Origin of the sequence: Sphaerisporangium rubeum (assembly GCF_014207705.1) — a bacterium.
Taxonomy (GTDB): domain Bacteria; phylum Actinomycetota; class Actinomycetes; order Streptosporangiales; family Streptosporangiaceae; genus Sphaerisporangium; species Sphaerisporangium rubeum.
The window spans coordinates 381,091-398,445 of the sequence record NZ_JACHIU010000001.1; the positions used below are offsets into that span (position 1 = coordinate 381,091).

Sequence of the window (17,355 nt, forward strand, 5' to 3'; positions counted from 1 at the left end):
CGGTGACGGTCACCGAGCAAGAGTTGACGGCGCACGACGCGGTCCTGCGGGCCGTGGAGCGGTGGACGGACGGCCTGCCGGACGTCGACCCGCGCCGGGTGGCGGCGAGGACGGCCGCCGGGCTGCACGACGGCGCGAGCGCCGGCGAGGTGGAACTGCTGACGATCCAGACGGCCGCGGAGCTGACCGGCGAGGAGCCTCAGTACTCGCGGCTGGCCGCGCGGCTGCTGGCGGCGCGGATCGGCGACGAGGTGCGCGGCCAGGGGCCGCGGTCGTTCAGCGAGGCGATCGGTCTCGGCCACCGGCTGGGGCTCGTCGGCGACCCGACGGCGCGGTTCGTCGCGGCGCACGCGGCGGAGCTGGACGGCGCGGTGGACACCGCGGCCGACCTGCGGTTCGAGTACTTCGGGCTGCGGACGGTGCACGACAGGTACCTGCTGCGGCACCCGGTGACGCGGCTGGTGGTCGAGACGCCGCAGTACTGGCTGCTGCGGGTGGCGTGCGGGCTGGCCGGGTCGCCGGCCGAGGCGATCGGGTTCTACCGGCTGATGTCGTCGCTGGCGTACCTGCCGAGTTCGCCGACGCTGTTCAACTCCGGCACCCGGCACACCCAGATGTCCTCGTGCTACCTGGTCGACTCGCCGCGTGACGACCTCGGCTCGATCTACAGCCGCTACACGCAGGTGGCGCACCTGTCGAAGTTCGCCGGCGGCATCGGGATCTCGTGGTCGCGGGTGCGGTCGCGCGGCGCGCTGATCCGCGGCACCAACGGCCGGTCCAACGGCATCGTGCCGTGGCTGCGCACACTGGACGCCTCGGTGGCGGCCGTCAACCAGGGGGGACGCCGCAAAGGCGCCGCGTGCGTCTACCTGGAGCCGTGGCACCCGGACGTCGAGGAGTTCCTCGAACTGCGGGACAACACCGGCGAGCACGCGCGCCGTACGCACAACCTGAACCTCGCCAACTGGGTGCCTGACGAGTTCATGCGCCGCGTGGAGGCCGGCGGCGTGTGGTCGCTGTTCGACCCCGACGAGGTGCCGGAGCTTCCCGACCTGTGGGGTGACGAGTTCGACGCCGCGTACCGTGAGGCGGAGGCCGCGGGACGGTACGTGCGGCAGGTGGCGGCCCGCGACCTGTACGCCAAGATGATGCGCACGCTGGCGCAGACCGGCAACGGCTGGATGACGTTCAAGGACACCGCGAACCGGCTGTGCAACCAGGCCGCAGAGCCCGGCAACGTGGTGCACCTGTCGAACCTGTGCACCGAGATCATCGAGGTGTCGAGCGACACCGAGACCGCGGTGTGCAACCTCGGCTCGGTCAACCTGGCGGCCCACCTCGGCGCCGGCGGCATGGACTGGGACCGGCTGCGCGCGACGGTGCGCACCGCCGTCACGTTCCTGGACCGTGTGATCGACGTCAACTACTACCCCAGCGAGGAGGCCGCGGCGAGCAACCCGCGCTGGCGGCCGGTGGGGCTCGGCGTCATGGGGTTGCAGGACGTGTTCTTCGCGCTGCGCCTGCCGTTCGACTCCGCCGAGGCCAAGGAGCTGTCCACCCGGATCGCCGAGGAGATCTACCTGGCCGCGCTGGACACCTCCGCGGACCTCGCGGCGCGCTTCGGCCCGCATCCGGCGTACCGGCAGACCTGGGCCGCCAGGGGACGACTCCAGCCGGACCTGTGGAGCCTGCCGCCGTCCCCGCGCTGGGACGAGGTACGGGCCAAGATCGCCGAGCACGGGCTGCGCAACAGCCTGCTGGTGGCGATCGCGCCGACCGCGACCATCGCCTCCATCGCCGGCTGCCACGAGTGCGTCGAGCCGCAGGTGTCCAACCTGTTCAAGCGCGAGACCCTCAGCGGCGAATTCCTGCAGATCAACAACGCGCTGGTGGCCGAGCTGAAATCCAGAGGGCTGTGGACCGAGCGGGTGCGGGCCGCGATCCGGCGGGCCGAGGGCTCGGTGCGGGACGTCACCGGGTTGCCGGCCGAGGTGCGGCACCTGTTCCGCACGGCGTGGGAACTGCCGCAGCGCGCTCTGATCGACATGGCGGCGGCCCGCGCGCCGTACATCGACCAGAGCCAGTCGCTCAACCTGTTCCTGGCCTCCCCCACCATCGACAAGCTGTCCTCGATGTACCTGTACGCCTGGAAGTCGGGCCTGAAGACCACCTACTACCTGCGGTCCCGGCCCGCCACCCGCATCCAGCAGGCCACCGTGCCGATCGCCGAGGAGACCGTCGCGTGCTCGCTGGAGAACCCCGAGTCCTGCGAGGCGTGCCAGTGACCGCGACACAGGAGACCCCGATGCTGCTCGACCCCGGCATGAACCTCACGCTGCGGCCCATGCGCTACCCACTGTTCTTCGACCGCTTCCGCGACGCGATCAAGAACACCTGGACCGTGGAGGAGGTGGACCTGCACTCCGACCTCGCCGACCTCGACCGGCTGTCCCCGGCGGAACGGCACCTGGTCGGCCGCCTCGTGGCGTTCTTCGCCACCGGCGACACCATCGTCGCCAACAACCTGGTGCTCAACCTGTACCAGCACGTCAACGCGCCGGAGGCCCGGCTGTACCTGTCGCGCCAGCTCTTCGAGGAGGCCGTGCACGTCCAGTTCTACCTGAACCTGCTCGACACCTACGTCCCCGACGAGACCGAACGCGCCGAGGCGTTCGCCGCGGTGGAGAACATCCCGTCCATCCGGCGCAAGGCCGAGTTCTGTTTCCGCTGGATCGACTCCCTGGCCGGCCTGCGGACCCTGTCCACCAAGCAGGACCGGCGCGCGTTCCTGCTGAACCTCATCTGTTTCGCCGCCTGCATCGAGGGCCTGTTCTTCTACGGCGCCTTCGCGTACGTGTACTTCCTGCGTTCGCGGGGCCTGCTCAACGGCCTCGCCTCCGGCACCAACTGGGTCTTCCGCGACGAGTCCATGCACATGGCCTTCGCCTTCGACGTCATCGACGTGGCACGCGCCGAGGAACCGGACCTGTTCGACGACGACCTCAAGGCCGACGTGCGGCGCATGCTGGCCGAGGCCGTGGACTGCGAGGCGCAGTTCGCCGAGGACCTGCTCGGCCACGGCGTCCCCGGCCTGTCCCTGGCCGGCATGCGCGCCTACCTGGAGCACGTCGCCGACCGCCGCCTGGCCCAGCTCGGCATTCCCCCGCTGTACGGGTCGCGCAACCCCTTCACGTTCATGGAGCTGCAGGACGTGCAGGAGCTGTCCAACTTCTTCGAGCGCCGGGTGTCGTCCTACCAGGTCGCCGTCACCGGAAGCGTCTCCTTCGACGCCGACTTCTGAAAGGCCCCGCGGCGGCGCCTGGAGGGGTGCCGCCGCGGCGACGGTCAGGTGGCGAACAGCAGGAACAGGCCCAAGGCGGTGTACAGCAGCATCAGCACCAGCAGCGGGACCTGGCCCGCGACCGCGGTCCTGCGGTCGAACAGGCGGAGCGCGCGGTCGTGCGCGAGCACGGTGCCGAGGACGTGGCCGATGACGATCACCGTCACCTGGAGCATGGCCGTCCCCGCCGGTGACGTCCCGAACGCCTGGACCTTCCACCCGCCGGTGCCGAGCCAGTTCGCTCCGGTGCCGAGCGGGTCGGACAGCAGGGCCAGGGTGCGCTGTCCTTCCAGGACGAACAGGGTGAAGTAGTGCGCCACGAGGTAGCCGACGGCGATCGGGACGATCGAGTGCGCCAGTTCACCGGCGAGTTCGCGCGCGGACCGGCCGGTGCGTCTCGCGGCGAGGCCGGTCGTGGCGAGGTACGCGGCGAGCACGAAGGCGATCACCAGCATCAGGCCCGCCGTGCCGGCCACCGGCGCGGGGACGATGCCGTTCTGCAGCACGCGGACCCACACCGGTGCGTTGGACAGGCTGTCGTACATCGTGGACCCGAGCAGCACCACGACGAACGCCACGAGGCCGGGGGCCGGTCGCAGGCCCGCGATGCCGTCGAGCGGATGCCGCCAGACGAGTGTCCCGTCCTCGCGCCGCGCCACCAGAGCCAGCCGGCCCGCGACGGCGCTGTAGGCCTCGAACGCGTCACCGCGGTCGAACCATCGCGATCCGTACACGGCCGCGCCGGCGAGCATGGCGAGCGCGTACACGCCGAGCCACACGCCGAGCACGGGAAGGGTCGCGCGCTGCGGCGCCACCAGCTCCAGCCAGACGAAGGCGAACAACCCGGCGGCGGCCGGCCAGTAGCCGAGCCCGGCGGGGAGCTCACGCGGGCCGCGCAGCGGGTCGCGCCGCAGGGCCAGGCACACCAGCAGGTGCACGGTGCGCAGCGGGTTCAGGGCCCGCCACACCGGGCCGAACACCAGCGACAGCGGCAGCAGGCCGACCCAGAACAGGACGTACACCACCCCGGCCGTGGGGTTCTCCGCGGTATGCGGCCCGGCGAAGCCGATCAGGAAGTAGACGGTCGCGGCGAGGCCCACGAGCCGCCACACCCAGGGCCAGGCGGGGGAGTCCGCGGCGCGCCGCAGCCAGGACGGCAGGGGCCGCGGGTCGGCCGCCTCGCCGCCGAGCCGGGGCTCGCGCCACAGCAGGCCGAGCGCGGCGAACGACACCACCAGCGCGACCAGCGCGCCGGTCAGCGCGAGACCGAAGGGGATGGGAAGGTCCTGGCGTTCTCCGACGCCGTGCGCGAGCAGCACCCCGGTCACCGGACGAGGAGCTGGAACAACGGGAGCTCCTGCTTGTGGACCTCGACCTCGTAGATCCCCGGCGCGTCGGCCACGAACTCGATGGTGCCGGCGACCCCCGGCGTGAGGTCCAGCCTCTTGTCGAAACCGTGGACATGCGCCTGGTCGGCGACGTCGCTCGTCACGGTGATCCTCATGGCCTGGCCGCGCGTCACCTCGACCCGCGTGAACGGCGGGGACACGGCGCCGCCGGCGATGGTGATCACCATCTCCTTCACCGGCCCGGTGGCGGCCGGGGCCGGCGTGCCGCCGCCGCACGCCGTCACGGCCAGAAGCAGGGTGAGGGCGAGCATCGCCAGGGTCGCGGCGGCGGACCGCCGGGGGTGATTCATGGGGGCTCCAGGAACGGGGTCGGTACTACTGCCGGCGTTTGCGCGCCGCGGAGGCGCTCGCCGGACGGCGGCCCTTCGACCCGGGGGAACGAGAGGTGGGACCGGGACGGCGTCCCCGGGGCCCGGGGACACGAGAGGCGGCACGGGGACGGCGGAGCGCGGGCCAGGCGATCAGGACGCCGGCCCCGGCGACCAGCAGGACCGGCACGAGCCAGACCGAGACGCCGTCGCCGTCCTGCGACACGGGGCTCCTCTGCGGCTGCTGCGTCTGCGGCTGCTGCGACGGGGCCTGCTGCGGCTGCGCCTGCTGTGAGGTGGCCTGCGGCGCCGCGCTGGACGGACCCTGCTCGATGGCGGCGAGCAGTTCCGGCAGCGGTTCGTCGGCGGGGGGCTGCCAGCCGGGTGGCGCCGCGGTGACGCGGCCGGTGTAGGTGAAGCGGAGTTCGCCTTCGACCTTCTCGCCGTCGGAGGCCACGGTCTTGTACCGGGCCACGTAGGTGCCCTTCCCCGGCCAGTGGCTCACGGGGACGGTCACGGGGAACCCGGTGTGGTAGAACTGCGGTTCCCACACCCCGTTCACGAGGTTCAGCTCGCGCACCGGCTCGTCGAGGGGGAACGGCTCGGAGTGCCACCAGCGCTGGTCGACCCGCTGGCCGTTCGGCGCCGTCACGGTGAAGTACGCGAACGACGCGGGCTTCTCGGTGAAGGCCAGTGACAGCGACTCGACCGGCTCGTCGAGCTTGCTGCCTTCCGCCGGTGTGGAGACGACGAGACGGCCGTGCGCGTACGCCGCCGGAGCCCCGAGGACGAAGACGCTCAAACCCATCGCGACCAGGGCTGACACGACAACGGCCAGCAGACGGGTCACTACGCGCCTCACAGGCACCTCCGCTGTCCGCCTCACTTTTCTCGCGAGGTTAACCTTTCCAGCTCCGTCTGAACAGAAGTTTCGCCTGATCTGACGAAACCTGGGGGAAATCCGACGTCTGCGGTCAGACCGGCTTCCCGACCGGACTGCGATCCGCACCCACCTCGTCACCCCTGGCCACCGTCATCCGAGGACCCCCGCGGGCTCGTCCGCTCTCCAGGCGGAGCCCTCTGTTCTTCGCGCTTTCCTCAAAACAAGGCCGCGAACAGGCAGAAGACCTTCTCGGTGCGGCGGAGGCGCGGTACGGTCCTCGCCGTGCCACTGACTGCGGCAGTTGCGACTGCGTAAAGCCGCTAAAAGACGGATGGGCCGTCGTCAGGTCTCCATATGTCACGAACGGCCGGGGCTTGTCACTCTCCATTTGTCTCGCCGCTCCGGTCAGGACACCCCTTCCTGGCCGGGACCCTGACCGAAGGAGAAGACTCGTGATCCGAGTCCTCAGGGCCGCCGTCGTCACGGTGGCCGCGCTGGCGCTGTTCAGCGGAACCGCACTGGCCGCTCCCCCCGACCCGGCACCGGCCGCGGACGGTGTGTCCGCCGTCACCGGCCGCCTCGCCGCGCGGGTCGCCGCGGCACTGGCCGACCGCGGGTTCCGTGACCGCGCCGTGGCCGCCACTGTCTCGCGGGCCACTGTCTCGCGGGCCGCCGACCTGCTGACGCTCAGCGCGGGCACCGGCCTCGCCGGCGCCGTCCGCACGGCCAACCAGGCCGTGCTCGCCGCCAAGGGCCTCCCCGCGGACGGCGGATCGCTCCTGCGGCTGCGCCTCGCCACCGACGCGATGCGGGCCGGCCTCTCCCGTGGCGAGGTGCCACTCGTCGCGGCGGCCCCCACCGACGACGAGGTCACCTCGATCACCGCCTACGACCCGCTCGGCGGTCAGGTGGCCCTCGACCCGGCCAAGGCCCCCGCGCGGCCGGTGCTGGTGGTCGAGGTCGACGTGGCCAAGGCGCTGCCGATGGGGATCGACCTCATGCGCAGGACGCTGTCCGCGCGCGGCCTGACCGAGGCGAGGCCGCTCGCGGCCCGCCAGGCCAACACCGGGTACTGGGCCACCAAGGTCACCGCGGTCCGCCTGTCGGACGACCAGGAGCCGTGGATCAAGGGGGACGCCGAGATCTACAGCGTCGTCGGCGGCTTCGGCCTGGACGGCAAGGCGACCGTGAGCATCGTGCAGATGCCGTACCTCGACAACGACCAGACGACGTACTACCCGAACCAGCTCCTCGTCCACTTCAACGGCTACAAGTACAACCTGGCCGACGTCGTGATGATGGAGGACGACGGCGACACCAACTACCAGGCCCTCGCGCAGGCCATCGCCACGGCGCTGCTGACCATCGCCGACGGCGGCGTCTACGTCCCGCTGGTCAACGCGATCCTCTCCGCCATCCCCACCTCCTGGTGGACCGACGACCCCGACTACGTGGACTCCTGGTACACCCTGTCCACCACGGCCGGCGGCCGGCTGAACGGCGCGCGCGGCAACGGCTGGATGGACGTGACCCCCTACTGGGTGTCCCAGCTGTGACCTCGGAGCCCGGCCGTGGCGTGACACGTCCCGGCCGGGCTCCCCGGCGGAGGTGCACGGGATCTGCACATCTCGGTACCGTCCGTCTGCACGGGAGAGCCCTACGCTCTCGTCCATGGCCACCCCCAGGCAGCGGCGCGTCCTCGTGGTCGAGGACGACCAGACGATCGCCGACGCGGTGTCGCTCCGGCTGACAGCCGAGGGCTTCGACGTACGGATCGCCGGTGACGGCGGGACGGCGCTCACCCAGTACGCCAAGGCGGAGCCGGACCTCGTCGTGCTCGACCGGCTGCTGCCGGGCCTCGACGGCCTCGAGGTCTGCCGCCGCATGCAGGCCGCGCGTCCCGTCCCGGTGCTCATGCTCACCGCGCTCGGCGAGGAGACCGATGTCCTGGTCGGCCTCGGCGTGGGTGCGGACGACTACATCACCAAGCCGTTCAGCATGCGCGAACTCGTCGCGAGGATCCACGCGCTGCTGCGGCGGGTGGAACGCGCCGGTCTGCTCGCGCACGAGGACACGGTGATCCGCGTCGGCGACGTCGAGATCGACACGGCCGAGCGCCGGGTCTTCGTCCGAGGCGCCGAGGCGCAGCTCACCAGGACCGAGTTCGACCTGCTCCGCAGGCTCGCGGAACGGCCGGGCCAGGTGCTCGAGCGCGAGCGGCTGCTGTCGGACATCTGGGGGTTCTCCGAGGCCGCCGCGACCAGGACCGTCGACAGCCACGTGCGCGCGCTGCGCCGCAAACTCGGCCCCGGCGTGGTCAGGACGGTTCACGGAGTCGGCTACGCACTGGCCCGTCCATGATCGTCGGCGAGCGGGAGGCGACACGATGAGGCCGCTCGACTTCCTCGGACGGATCAAGGTCAAGCTCGGCATCGTCATCGTGCTCACCGTCGTGACGGCGTTCGCCGTGAACGAGGTCGGCATCGGCGCCGGCTGGCCGCGCGACGCCAGGATCGCCGTCGCCGCCGTACTCGCGCTGATCATGGTGCAGCTTCTCGCCATGGGGATGACCCGGCCGCTGCGCGAGATGGCGGCGGCCGCGCAGACCATCGCCAAGGGCCGGTACGGCCTGCGTGTCAGCGCCACGTCCAGGGACGAGGTGGGGGAGCTCGCACGTGCGTTCAACGCCATGGCCGCCGACCTCGGCGAAGTGGACAGGCAGCGGCGCGAGCTGGTGGCGAACGTCAGCCACGAGCTCCGCACGCCGATCGCCGGCCTCCAGGCCGTGCTGGAGAACATCGTCGACGGCGTCTCCACCCCCGACCTCGGCACCCTCGGCACCGCACTGGCCCAGACGCAGCGCCTCGGCCGTCTCACCACGCAGCTCCTCGACCTGTCCCGGCTCGACTCCGGTGCCAGGCTGATCGAACCCGAAGCGGTGGACCTCGCGTCCCTGTGCCACCAGGCCGCCTCGGAGGCCGCGTTCGGCCGCGACGACGTCACGGTCGTGAGCACGGTAGGCGAGGCATCCCTGTCCGCCGACCCCGCACTGCTCGCGCAGGTGCTCGCCAACCTGCTCGACAACGCCGTACGGCACAGCCCCCCAGGCGGCACGGTCCGGATCGCGGCCCGCCACGCCGGGCCGGTCGTCGAGATCAGCGTCATCGACCAGGGCCCCGGCATCCCGGTGGCGGAACGGACCCGGGTCTTCGAACGCTTCTCCCGGCTGGACGCCGGCCGCGCGGCCGGCGCGGGAGGCGCCGGCCTCGGTCTCGCCATCGCCAAGGAGATCGTGGAACTTCACGACGGCTCCATCTCCGTCACCGGCGCGCCACCCGCGGGTAGCGGCGGCACAGGGGGGTGCCGCATGGTCGTCACCCTTCCCGCGGCACTCGCGGGAACCGTCCTGCCGGCGGTCACCGAGACCCGTCCCGGCGCGGGAACGGCGCCGCGCACCCCGGCCGTGGAACCCGTCACTGAGACCGCCACCGAGCTTGTCACAGAGCCCGCCATTGGGCCCGTCGCTGAGCCCGCCATTGGGCCCGTCACTGAGCCTGCCACGGAGCCCGCCACCGAGTCCGCCACGGGGGAAGGCGCGCGGCGCGGCCCCGAACCCGCCTCCGACGTGCCGGTCCGGCGGCTTGCTCAGCCACCGGGCTCCGGCGTCACGAAAGGAGACATCATGCAAGGACCCGCGTCCGAACAGCAGGTCCCGGCCTCAGCCGGCCCTTCGCGACAGGACGAGCCGGCCCGGACGGTCCCCGCCGTGTACGTGCCGCCGCCGATCTTCCCGAGACCGGAACTGCCCGGGGTGCCTGACTGGCTTCTCCCGGCCGCCGCCGCCGTGGGACTCGTGGCCACCGTGGCACTCCCCGACCCCTCGACCGGCCTCGGCCTGGTGCTGACCGCGGTCGCGCTCGGCGCGGCGATCTTCCCCGCGCTGCTTCCCCTGCGGCGCGGCCGGCTCACCCCGTGGACGGTGACCTTCGGCGTCCTCGCGTACGCGCTGGTGTCGCTGACGCTCTACCGGGACACCGACTGGGTCGTGGCCCCGGCCCTCCTGCTGGCCTTCGGCATCGCGGCACTCGGACTGTCAGGCGCGGGACGGGGATGGCCGGGGTTGCTGATCGGCGCCGCGTCCGTCGCGCTGTCCACGCTCCTGCTGCCATGGTTCCTCGCCACGCCGCTGAAGCGCCTGCGCGGCAGCCGCAGAGTCGTCCCCGTGCTGGCCGGCACCGCGATCACGGTGGTCCTCCTCAGCGTCTTCGGCCTGCTGTTCGGGTCCGCCGACGCGGTGTTCCACTCGTACGTGAGCGGTCTGCTGCAGGCGCCGGAGTGGGTGGACCGGCTGCCTTCCCGCGTCTTCCTCCTCCTCGTGTTCGCGGTTCTCACCTGCGCGGGTGTGCTGGTGACGCTGCGTCCTGCCGCGGAACCCCAGGCCCCCGACCTGCGGGTCAGGCTGGATCGTGCCGTCTGGATGATGCCGCTGACAGCACTGAACCTGCTGTTCGCGGCGTTCGTGGCCGTGCAGATCACCGTCCTGTTCGGCGGCAGCCGGCGGGTGCTGTCCACGGCGGGGCTGACCTACGCCGAGTACGCCAGGTCCGGATTCTTCGAACTGGTGACGGTCAGCGTCTTCGTGCTCGGGATCGTGGCGGCGTCCACCATGCTGCTGCGGCCCACCAGGCCGGGGGACCGCTGGCCGCTGACCGTCCTGCTCGGTCTGCTGTGCGCGTTGACCTTGGTCGTCCTCGCTTCCGCGCTGCACCGCCTGGATCTCTACACCGACGCGTACGGGCTGTCGCGCCTGCGCGCCGCCGTCGCGGCGGCCATCTGGTGGCTCGCCGCGGTGTTCGTCGTCGTCATCGCCGCCGGCGTCGCGCGGCTGACGGACGCGCGCGTGACGTGGTTGCCCCGGATGCTGGTGCTGCTGACCGGCGTGACGGTGTTCACGTTCGCCGTCTGGAACCCCGAGGCCCGTGTCGCGGAGACCCAGATGGCCGTCCGAGGGGTGTCCCTGCTCGACCAGGACTACCTCGGCGACCTCGGCCCGGAGGCCGTACCGGTCCTCGACCGGCTGCCGGAACCGGCCCGCAGTTGCGTGCTGCGTGACGTCGTCTCGGTGAACCGGCTCGACCACCCCGACCCCTGGAACGCCTGGAACCTGGCCCGTGTCCGCGCTCGCGAGGTGCTGGAACGCCACCCGGTGCTCGCACGGCCGGACTGTCCGTCCCGCGACGACGGCGGCTATCCCGACTGACGTGAGGCGGCCTCCGTGGTTGGCCGCCGCCGTCCTGGGTAGCCAGGTCGCGCATGACGGAGTATGGAATCCACGCATCCCACGAGCAGATCCCCCCGGCCGCCCTCCTCGACGCGATGGTGGCCGCAGAACGCGCCGGTTTCGACACCGCCATGTGTTCCGACCACTTCTCCCCATGGAGCAAGCGGCAGGGCCACTCAGGTTTCGCCTGGGCCTGGCTCGGTGCCGCACTGCAGGCGACCGACCTGACCTTCGGTGTCGTCAACGCTCCCGGCCAGCGTTACCACCCCGCGATCATCGCGCAGGCCATCGGCACGCTCGGCGCGATGTTCCCCGGCCGGTTCTGGGCCGCGCTCGGCAGCGGCGAGTTCAGCAACGAGCACATCACCGGCGACCCGTGGCCACGCAAGGACGTACGCGACGCGCGGCTGCGTGAGTGCGTGGACGTCATCCGTGCGCTGCTCAACGGCGAGAACGTCACCCACGACGGACTGGTGACCGTGGACCGCGCCAGGCTGTGGACCCGGCCCGAGACGCCGCCGCCGCTGATCGGCGCCGCGGTCAGCACCGCCACGGCGGCCAGGTGCGCCGAATGGGCCGACGGCATGGTCACGGTCAACGCACCCGAGGACCACCTCCGCGAGATGATCGCCGCGTACCGCGACGCCGGGGGACGCGGCCCGGTCTGCCTTCAGGTCCACGTGAGCTGGGCCCCGACCGAGGAGGAGGCCGAGACGATCGCACACGACCAGTGGCGCAGCAACGTCTTCGGCCCGCCGGTCTGCTGGGACCTGGAGCTCGTGGAGCACTTCGACGTCGTCTCCGAGCACGTCACCATGGAGCAGGTGCGCCACGTGGTCAACGTCTCCGCCGACCTCGAACGGCACATCGACTGGCTGCGCGGCTACGCGGCCCTGGGCTTCGATCGGATCTACCTGCACCACGTCGGCCAGGACCTGTCGCCGTTCATCGACGCCTTCGGCGGCAAGGTCCTGCCGGCCCTGCGCTAGGGCCGTCCGGCCGTCCTATAGTGATCGTCCACAGCGTCGCGAAAGGTGAGCCGGTGGACGATCTGACCACACAGTTGCGCGAGGCCGAGCGCCGTCTGCAGGCGGCCCAGCTCGCCGCCGACGCCTCGGCCCTCGACGCGCTGATCGACGACCGGCTCGTCTTCACCGGCCCCGACGGCGTGCTGTACTCCAAGGAGGACGACCTGGAGATCCAGCGCACCGGGGACCAGAGCCTCACCCGCGTGGACGAGGAGGAGCTGCGGGTCCTGGTGGCCGGCGGGACCGGCGTCACGTGGTTCCTCGGCACCCTCGAAGGGGTGTTCAAGGGCCAGGAGTTCACCGCCAGGGTCCGCTACACGCGGACCTGGATCCACACCGCCGGCCACGGCTGGCGTCTCGTCGCAGCGCACGTCAGCCCCGCCTAGTTCCACCCGCGGTCACCAGGGCCGTGACCGTCTCACTTCTCGTACTCAGGCGCTACCCACCGGCACTTGATCGTCATGCCGGCAGGCAACCGGAGACCGGTCGGCACTCGAAGCAGGAGGTTGACCCCGGTGTGTACCAGAGCACGCCGGGGTACGACACCCTGTTGGTCCTACGGATGTAGTAGGTGGTCGCATGGAGACGACGGCGTGGTAGACGCCGGTACGGCGCGGATGCTGGCCGGCCTGCTCGAAGCCAGCCACCTCGCCGGGTTGGAGCAGGTGCCGTGGCTGGCCCGGCGGCACGCGGCCGAGATCGGCGTGCTCGACGTGCGGATCTATCTCGCCGACCTCCAGCAGGACGTGCTGCGTCTCCTCGTCGTCGACGGGTACGGTGACGAACTCCTGCGGACCTCGGAGATCCGGATCGACAAGACACCGGTGGGGGAGGCGTTCCAGGAGATCCGGATCTTCGACCAGCCGGACGCCGACGGGACGCGGCACCAGTGGTGGGTGCCTCTGCTCGACGGCACGGAACGCCTGGGGATGGCGCTGATCGTCACGCCGGACGCCGCCGGGCCGACGGTGGACGACATGAAGGCCCTGGCGTCGCTGATGGCACTCATGATCGTGAGCAAGCGTCCCTCCAGCGACGCCTACGCGAGACTCGTGCGCACCAGGCCGATGCACGTGGGTGCGGAGATGCAGTGGAACCTGATGCCGCCGCTGACGTTCGCCGCCGAGCGCGTGGCGATCAGCGCGGCGCTCGAACCGGCGTACGAGATCGGCGGGGACGCCTTCGACTACGCGCTGACCGGCTCGCACGCGCACCTGGCGATCTTCGACGCGATGGGCCACGACGTCTCGGCCGGGCTGACCGCGTCCCTCGCGACGGCCGCGTGCCGTAACAACCGCCGGCAGGGAACCGATCTGGTCGAGACCAGTGAGGCGATCGAGCGCATCCTCATCGAGCAGTTCGGCCGCGGCACCCGGTTCGTCACCGCCATCCTGGCCCGCCTGAACCTCGTGACCGGCGTCCTGTCCTGGGTCAACCGCGGCCACCCTCCGCCTGTGGTGATCCGAGGCGAACACAAGATCATCGGCTTGCGCTGCCGGCCCGCTCACCCCATGGGCCTGGACATGGGCCTGCCGATCACCTTGTGCCATGAGCGACTGGAACCAGGCGACCGCGTGCTGTTCTACACCGACGGCATCACCGAGGCCCGCGACCCCAAGGGCCGCGAGTTCGGCCTCGACCGGTTCGTCGAATTCATCGTGCGCCACAACGCCGACCACCTGCCGGTGCCGGAGACCCTCCGCCGCCTGATCCACAACTTGATGGCCCACCACGGCGGCAACCTTCAGGACGACGCCACCGTCCTGCTCACCGAATGGCTCGGTCCGGCCCCGAGCCGTCTCTCCGTGTGACGCGCCGGTGGACGCCGGCCCGCAGCCGCAGAATGACCGCGGCCACGGCGGCGGAGGCCAGTGAGCCGGCCAGCACGGCGACCTTGACCCCGTCCTGCGCGGCGGAGTCCCCGGCGAAGGCCAGTTCCCCGATGAGCAGGGACACCGTGAACCCGATCCCGGCGAGGACGGCGAGCCCGGCCACGTCGGCCCATGACAGGCCCTCGTTCAAAGTGGCGCGGGTGAACCGGGCCACCAGCCAGGTGGCGGCCAGGACGCCGACCGGCTTGCCGATCAGCAACCCGGCCACGATCCCCATCGCCACCGGGTCGGTCAGCGTCCCGGCGAGCCCGCCGAGCCCGCCGACCGCGACCCCGGCGGAGAGGAACGCGAACACCGGGACGGCGACGCTCGCCGACAGCGGCCGGAAGCGGTGCTCGAAGTGCTCGGCCAGCCCGGGGTCCGGCTTGCCGGTCCGCGTCCACGGCAGGACGGGAACGGTCAGCGCGAGCAGCACGCCGGCGACGGTGGCGTGCACCCCGGAGGCGTGGACGAGCGTCCAGGTGGCGAAGGCGAGCGGCAGCAGCAGCCACCAGGCCCGCACCCTGCGCTGGACGAGGACGGCGAAGACGGCGAGCGGCACCGCCGCGCACAGCAGCAGCGGCACCGACAGGCTCGTGGTGTAGAACGCCGCGATGATGACGATGGCGATCAGGTCGTCCACGACCGCCAGGGTCAGCAGGAAGGTGCGCGGCGCGGACGGCAGGAACCGGCCGGCCACCGCGAGCACCGCGAGCGCGAAGGCGATGTCAGTGGCGGTGGGGATGGCCCAGCCCTGAGCGGCGTCCCCGCCGGCGATCGCCAGATAGACCGCCGCCGGCACCACGACACCTCCGGCGGCGGCCGCCACCGGCACCGCGGCCCGCCGTACGTCCCGCAGGTCTCCGGCGACGAACTCACGCTTGAGCTCCAGGCCCGCGACGAAGAAGAAGATCGCGAGCAACCCGTCGGCGGCCCAGGTCGCCAGGTCCAGGTCCAGGTGCAGTGAGGCGGGGCCGATCTCGACGCTCCGCAGCGCCTCGTACCCCTCACTCCACGGCGAGTTGGCCCACACCAGCGCGGCGACCGCCGCGACCAGCAGCAACGCTCCCCCGATGGTCTCGCCGCGCAGGATGTCGGCGATGCGTCTGGCTTCGGCCAAGGTGCCGGAGAAGAGACGGCTGGGGGTCTGGCCGGAAGTGGTACCAGGCATGGGACTCCGCTCGACGGAAGACGACAGGACGTACATCCGCCGACCCGTCTTCCCGGCACTCCGCTGAACAACGTATCAAGACAAGGCATGTGCCGCGTACCGTCCACCGGCCTGTGGAGATCGCCGGAGGCGATCGGTCAGGGGTTGCCGGGCCAGGGCCGAGCCGGCACGCGGAGGGCCCGGCGGTGACCGGTGCGCACCGGCGGAGGGGCCGGCCGGTCGTGCGGATCGGCGGCCGGGTTGATAGGTTTCCTGGAGGTGCGCCGGGAAGGCTGGTCGGCAGTTGTCGTCGCCGACCCCTGAAGGATGTGCCGTGCGCGCTCGCGACCTGCTCGTCGAGTTCCCCACCGTCGCTCTCGACACCCCCGTGATCGAAGCCGCTCGCCTGCTGGCCGAGCAGGGGCTTCCCGGTCTGATGGTCGTGGACGGCGCGGGGTCCCCGCAGGCGATCCTGCCGGGCCCGCAGGTGTTGTGGCTGGCCGTTCCCGGATACTGCCAGGACGATCCGGCGCTCGCGCGGGTGGTGGACGAGCGGCACGCCGACACTTTCCTCACCTCGCTCGGCGACAGGACCGTACGCGAGGCGCTGCCGGCCAAGCCGCGTGAGCTGCCTGTCTCCGATCCGGACGCGACGTTGCTCGAACTGGCCGCGTTGATGGCGCGCACCCGCAGTCCCCTGGTGGCCATCGTGGACGACGACAGGCTGCTCGGCGCGGTGACCCTGCAGACGCTCCTCGCCAAGGCGCTGGACACGTGACCGTCACCGCGTGGCTGTCGGTCGCGGTCTTCCTCGGCGCCTACGCGCTCATCGCGACCGAACGCATCCACCGGGTCGCGGCGGCCCTCGGCGGCGCCGCGATCATGTTCCTGATCCACGCGACCGGCGCGGAGTCGGCGTTCTTCTCCACGCACTCCGGTGTGGACTGGAACGTCGTGTTCCTGCTGCTCGGCATGATGATCATCGTCGGGGTGCTCAAGGAGACCGGCGTATTCGACTACCTGGCGATCTGGGCCGCCAAACGCGCACGCGGCCGTCCGTTCCGGCTCATGGTGCTGCTGGTGCTGATCACCGCCGCCGCGTCGGCGTTGCTCGACAACGTCACGACTGTGCTGCTCGTCGCGCCGGTGACCTTCCTGGTGTGCGGACGGCTGGCCCTGCCGGTGACGCCGTTCCTGATCGCCGAGGCGATGGCGTCCAACATCGGCGGCGCGGCCACGCTGGTCGGCGACCCGCCGAACATCATCATCGCCAGCCGCGGCGGGCTGACCTTCAACGATTTCCTGATCCACATGGCACCCATGGTGATCATCCTCATGGTCGTCTTCATCGGCCTGTGCTGGGTGATGTTCGGCCGCCGCCTGCGCTACGACCCCGAGCGGGCCGGCGAGATCATGGCACTGGACGAGCGCGAGGCCATCGGCGACCGGCGGCTGCTGTGGCAGAGCCTGGTCGTGCTGGTCCTGGTGATGGCCGCCTTCGTGCTCCACCCGGTGCTGCACTACGAGCCCTCGGTGGTGGCGCTGCTCGGCGCCGGCGTCCTTGTGGCACTCACCCGGGTCACCACCGAGGAGGCCCTGGCCGAGGTCGAATGGCCCACCCTGGTGTTCTTCGCCGGCCTTTTCGTCATGGTCGGCGCCTTGGTGGAGACCGGCGTCATCGGACAGCTCTCCGAGCTCGCCGTCGGCGCGACCGCGGGCCACCCCGAGCTGACCGCCATGGGCCTGCTCGGCGCGTCGGCCGGCCTGTCGGCGATCGTGGACAACATCCCGTACGTCGCCACGATGAGCCCCATCGTCGAGCAACTCGTCCAGGCCGCCGGCCCCGGCGACGGCCAGGTCCTCTGGTGGGCCCTCGCCTTCGGCGCCGACCTCGGCGGCAACGCCACCGCCGTCGGCGCCGCCGCCAACGTCGTCGTCCTCGGCATCGCGGCACGCAACGGCACCCCGATCAGCTTCTGGGAGTTCACCAAGTACGGCCTGATCGTCACCGTGGTCACCGTCACCCTGGTCGCGCCGTACCTGTGGCTGCGCTACCTGTGACGGCGCCACCTGTGACGGCGCCAC

14 protein-coding genes are annotated in these 17,355 nt (G+C 71.4%); 10 read left to right on the plus strand and 4 right to left on the minus strand.

Features of this window, described 5'->3' with window-relative positions; translation table 11 throughout:
- Positions 1 to 2 precede the first annotated feature (2 nt).
- A complete protein-coding gene (locus tag BJ992_RS01575; RefSeq protein ID WP_343072448.1) occupies positions 3 to 2,285 on the plus strand; it encodes a ribonucleoside-diphosphate reductase subunit alpha in 2,283 nt (760 codons plus the stop codon).
- Positions 2,282 to 3,301, plus strand: a complete 1,020-nt coding sequence (locus BJ992_RS01580; protein WP_343072449.1) for a ribonucleotide-diphosphate reductase subunit beta — start codon at positions 2,282 to 2,284, stop codon at positions 3,299 to 3,301. Before BJ992_RS01575 ends, BJ992_RS01580 begins: the two co-directional genes overlap by 4 nt.
- A gap of 44 nt (positions 3,302 to 3,345) precedes the next feature.
- Here the strand turns inward: BJ992_RS01580 and BJ992_RS01585 are convergent, their stop codons facing one another.
- The 3 genes from BJ992_RS01585 to BJ992_RS01595 are packed head-to-tail and all read right to left on the minus strand — an operon-like array spanning position 3,346 to position 5,919.
- Entirely contained in the window at positions 3,346 to 4,668 is a 1,323-nt protein-coding gene (locus BJ992_RS01585; protein ID WP_184978185.1) for a hypothetical protein, read from the minus strand.
- Positions 4,665 to 5,039 (minus strand): cupredoxin domain-containing protein, encoded by a 375-nt coding sequence (locus tag BJ992_RS01590; RefSeq protein ID WP_184978186.1) that lies wholly within the window; start codon positions 5,037 to 5,039, stop codon positions 4,665 to 4,667. Before BJ992_RS01590 ends, BJ992_RS01585 begins: the two co-directional genes overlap by 4 nt.
- Before the next feature lie 25 nt (positions 5,040 to 5,064).
- Positions 5,065 to 5,919 (minus strand): copper resistance protein CopC, encoded by an 855-nt coding sequence (locus BJ992_RS01595; protein WP_184978187.1) that lies wholly within the window; start codon positions 5,917 to 5,919, stop codon positions 5,065 to 5,067.
- Between the two features lie 473 nt (positions 5,920 to 6,392).
- On the opposite strand from BJ992_RS01595, the gene BJ992_RS01600 reads away from it, so the two are divergent.
- The 6 genes from BJ992_RS01600 to BJ992_RS01625 all read left to right on the plus strand — a co-directional run bounded on the left by BJ992_RS01600 (position 6,393) and on the right by BJ992_RS01625 (position 14,060).
- Positions 6,393 to 7,496, plus strand: coding sequence for a DUF3103 family protein (locus BJ992_RS01600; protein WP_184978188.1), 1,104 nt, complete (start codon positions 6,393 to 6,395; stop codon positions 7,494 to 7,496).
- A gap of 115 nt (positions 7,497 to 7,611) precedes the next feature.
- Entirely contained in the window at positions 7,612 to 8,301 is a 690-nt protein-coding gene (locus tag BJ992_RS01605) for a response regulator transcription factor (RefSeq protein WP_184978189.1), read from the plus strand.
- Positions 8,302 to 8,326: 25 nt separating this feature from the next.
- Positions 8,327 to 11,200, plus strand: coding sequence for a DUF4153 domain-containing protein (locus BJ992_RS01610; protein WP_184978190.1), 2,874 nt, complete (start codon positions 8,327 to 8,329; stop codon positions 11,198 to 11,200).
- 53 nt (positions 11,201 to 11,253) lie between these two features.
- Positions 11,254 to 12,210, plus strand: coding sequence for a TIGR03885 family FMN-dependent LLM class oxidoreductase (locus BJ992_RS01615; protein ID WP_184978191.1), 957 nt, complete (start codon positions 11,254 to 11,256; stop codon positions 12,208 to 12,210).
- Positions 12,211 to 12,263: 53 nt separating this feature from the next.
- Complete coding sequence (locus BJ992_RS01620) at positions 12,264 to 12,635, plus strand: nuclear transport factor 2 family protein (RefSeq protein ID WP_343072450.1); 372 nt, start codon at positions 12,264 to 12,266, stop codon at positions 12,633 to 12,635.
- Between the two features lie 207 nt (positions 12,636 to 12,842).
- Positions 12,843 to 14,060 carry a PP2C family protein-serine/threonine phosphatase gene (locus BJ992_RS01625; RefSeq protein WP_343072451.1) on the plus strand — a complete coding sequence of 406 codons (1,218 nt, stop codon included), beginning with the start codon at positions 12,843 to 12,845 and terminating at the stop codon, positions 14,058 to 14,060.
- Here BJ992_RS01625 and nhaA read toward each other — a convergent pair.
- Positions 14,017 to 15,291, minus strand: a complete 1,275-nt coding sequence (gene nhaA, locus BJ992_RS01630) for a Na+/H+ antiporter NhaA (RefSeq protein WP_184978192.1) — start codon at positions 15,289 to 15,291, stop codon at positions 14,017 to 14,019. The genes BJ992_RS01625 and nhaA overlap by 44 nt on opposite strands.
- A gap of 313 nt (positions 15,292 to 15,604) precedes the next feature.
- On the opposite strand from nhaA, the gene BJ992_RS01635 reads away from it, so the two are divergent.
- Together BJ992_RS01635 and BJ992_RS01640 are read left to right on the plus strand one after the other, a co-directional pair.
- Positions 15,605 to 16,048 (plus strand): CBS domain-containing protein, encoded by a 444-nt coding sequence (locus tag BJ992_RS01635; RefSeq protein WP_184978193.1) that lies wholly within the window; start codon positions 15,605 to 15,607, stop codon positions 16,046 to 16,048.
- On the plus strand, positions 16,045 to 17,331 hold the full coding sequence (locus BJ992_RS01640; RefSeq protein ID WP_184978194.1) for an SLC13 family permease: 1,287 nt from the start codon (positions 16,045 to 16,047) through the stop codon (positions 17,329 to 17,331). Before BJ992_RS01635 ends, BJ992_RS01640 begins: the two co-directional genes overlap by 4 nt.
- Positions 17,332 to 17,355: the final 24 nt, after the last annotated feature.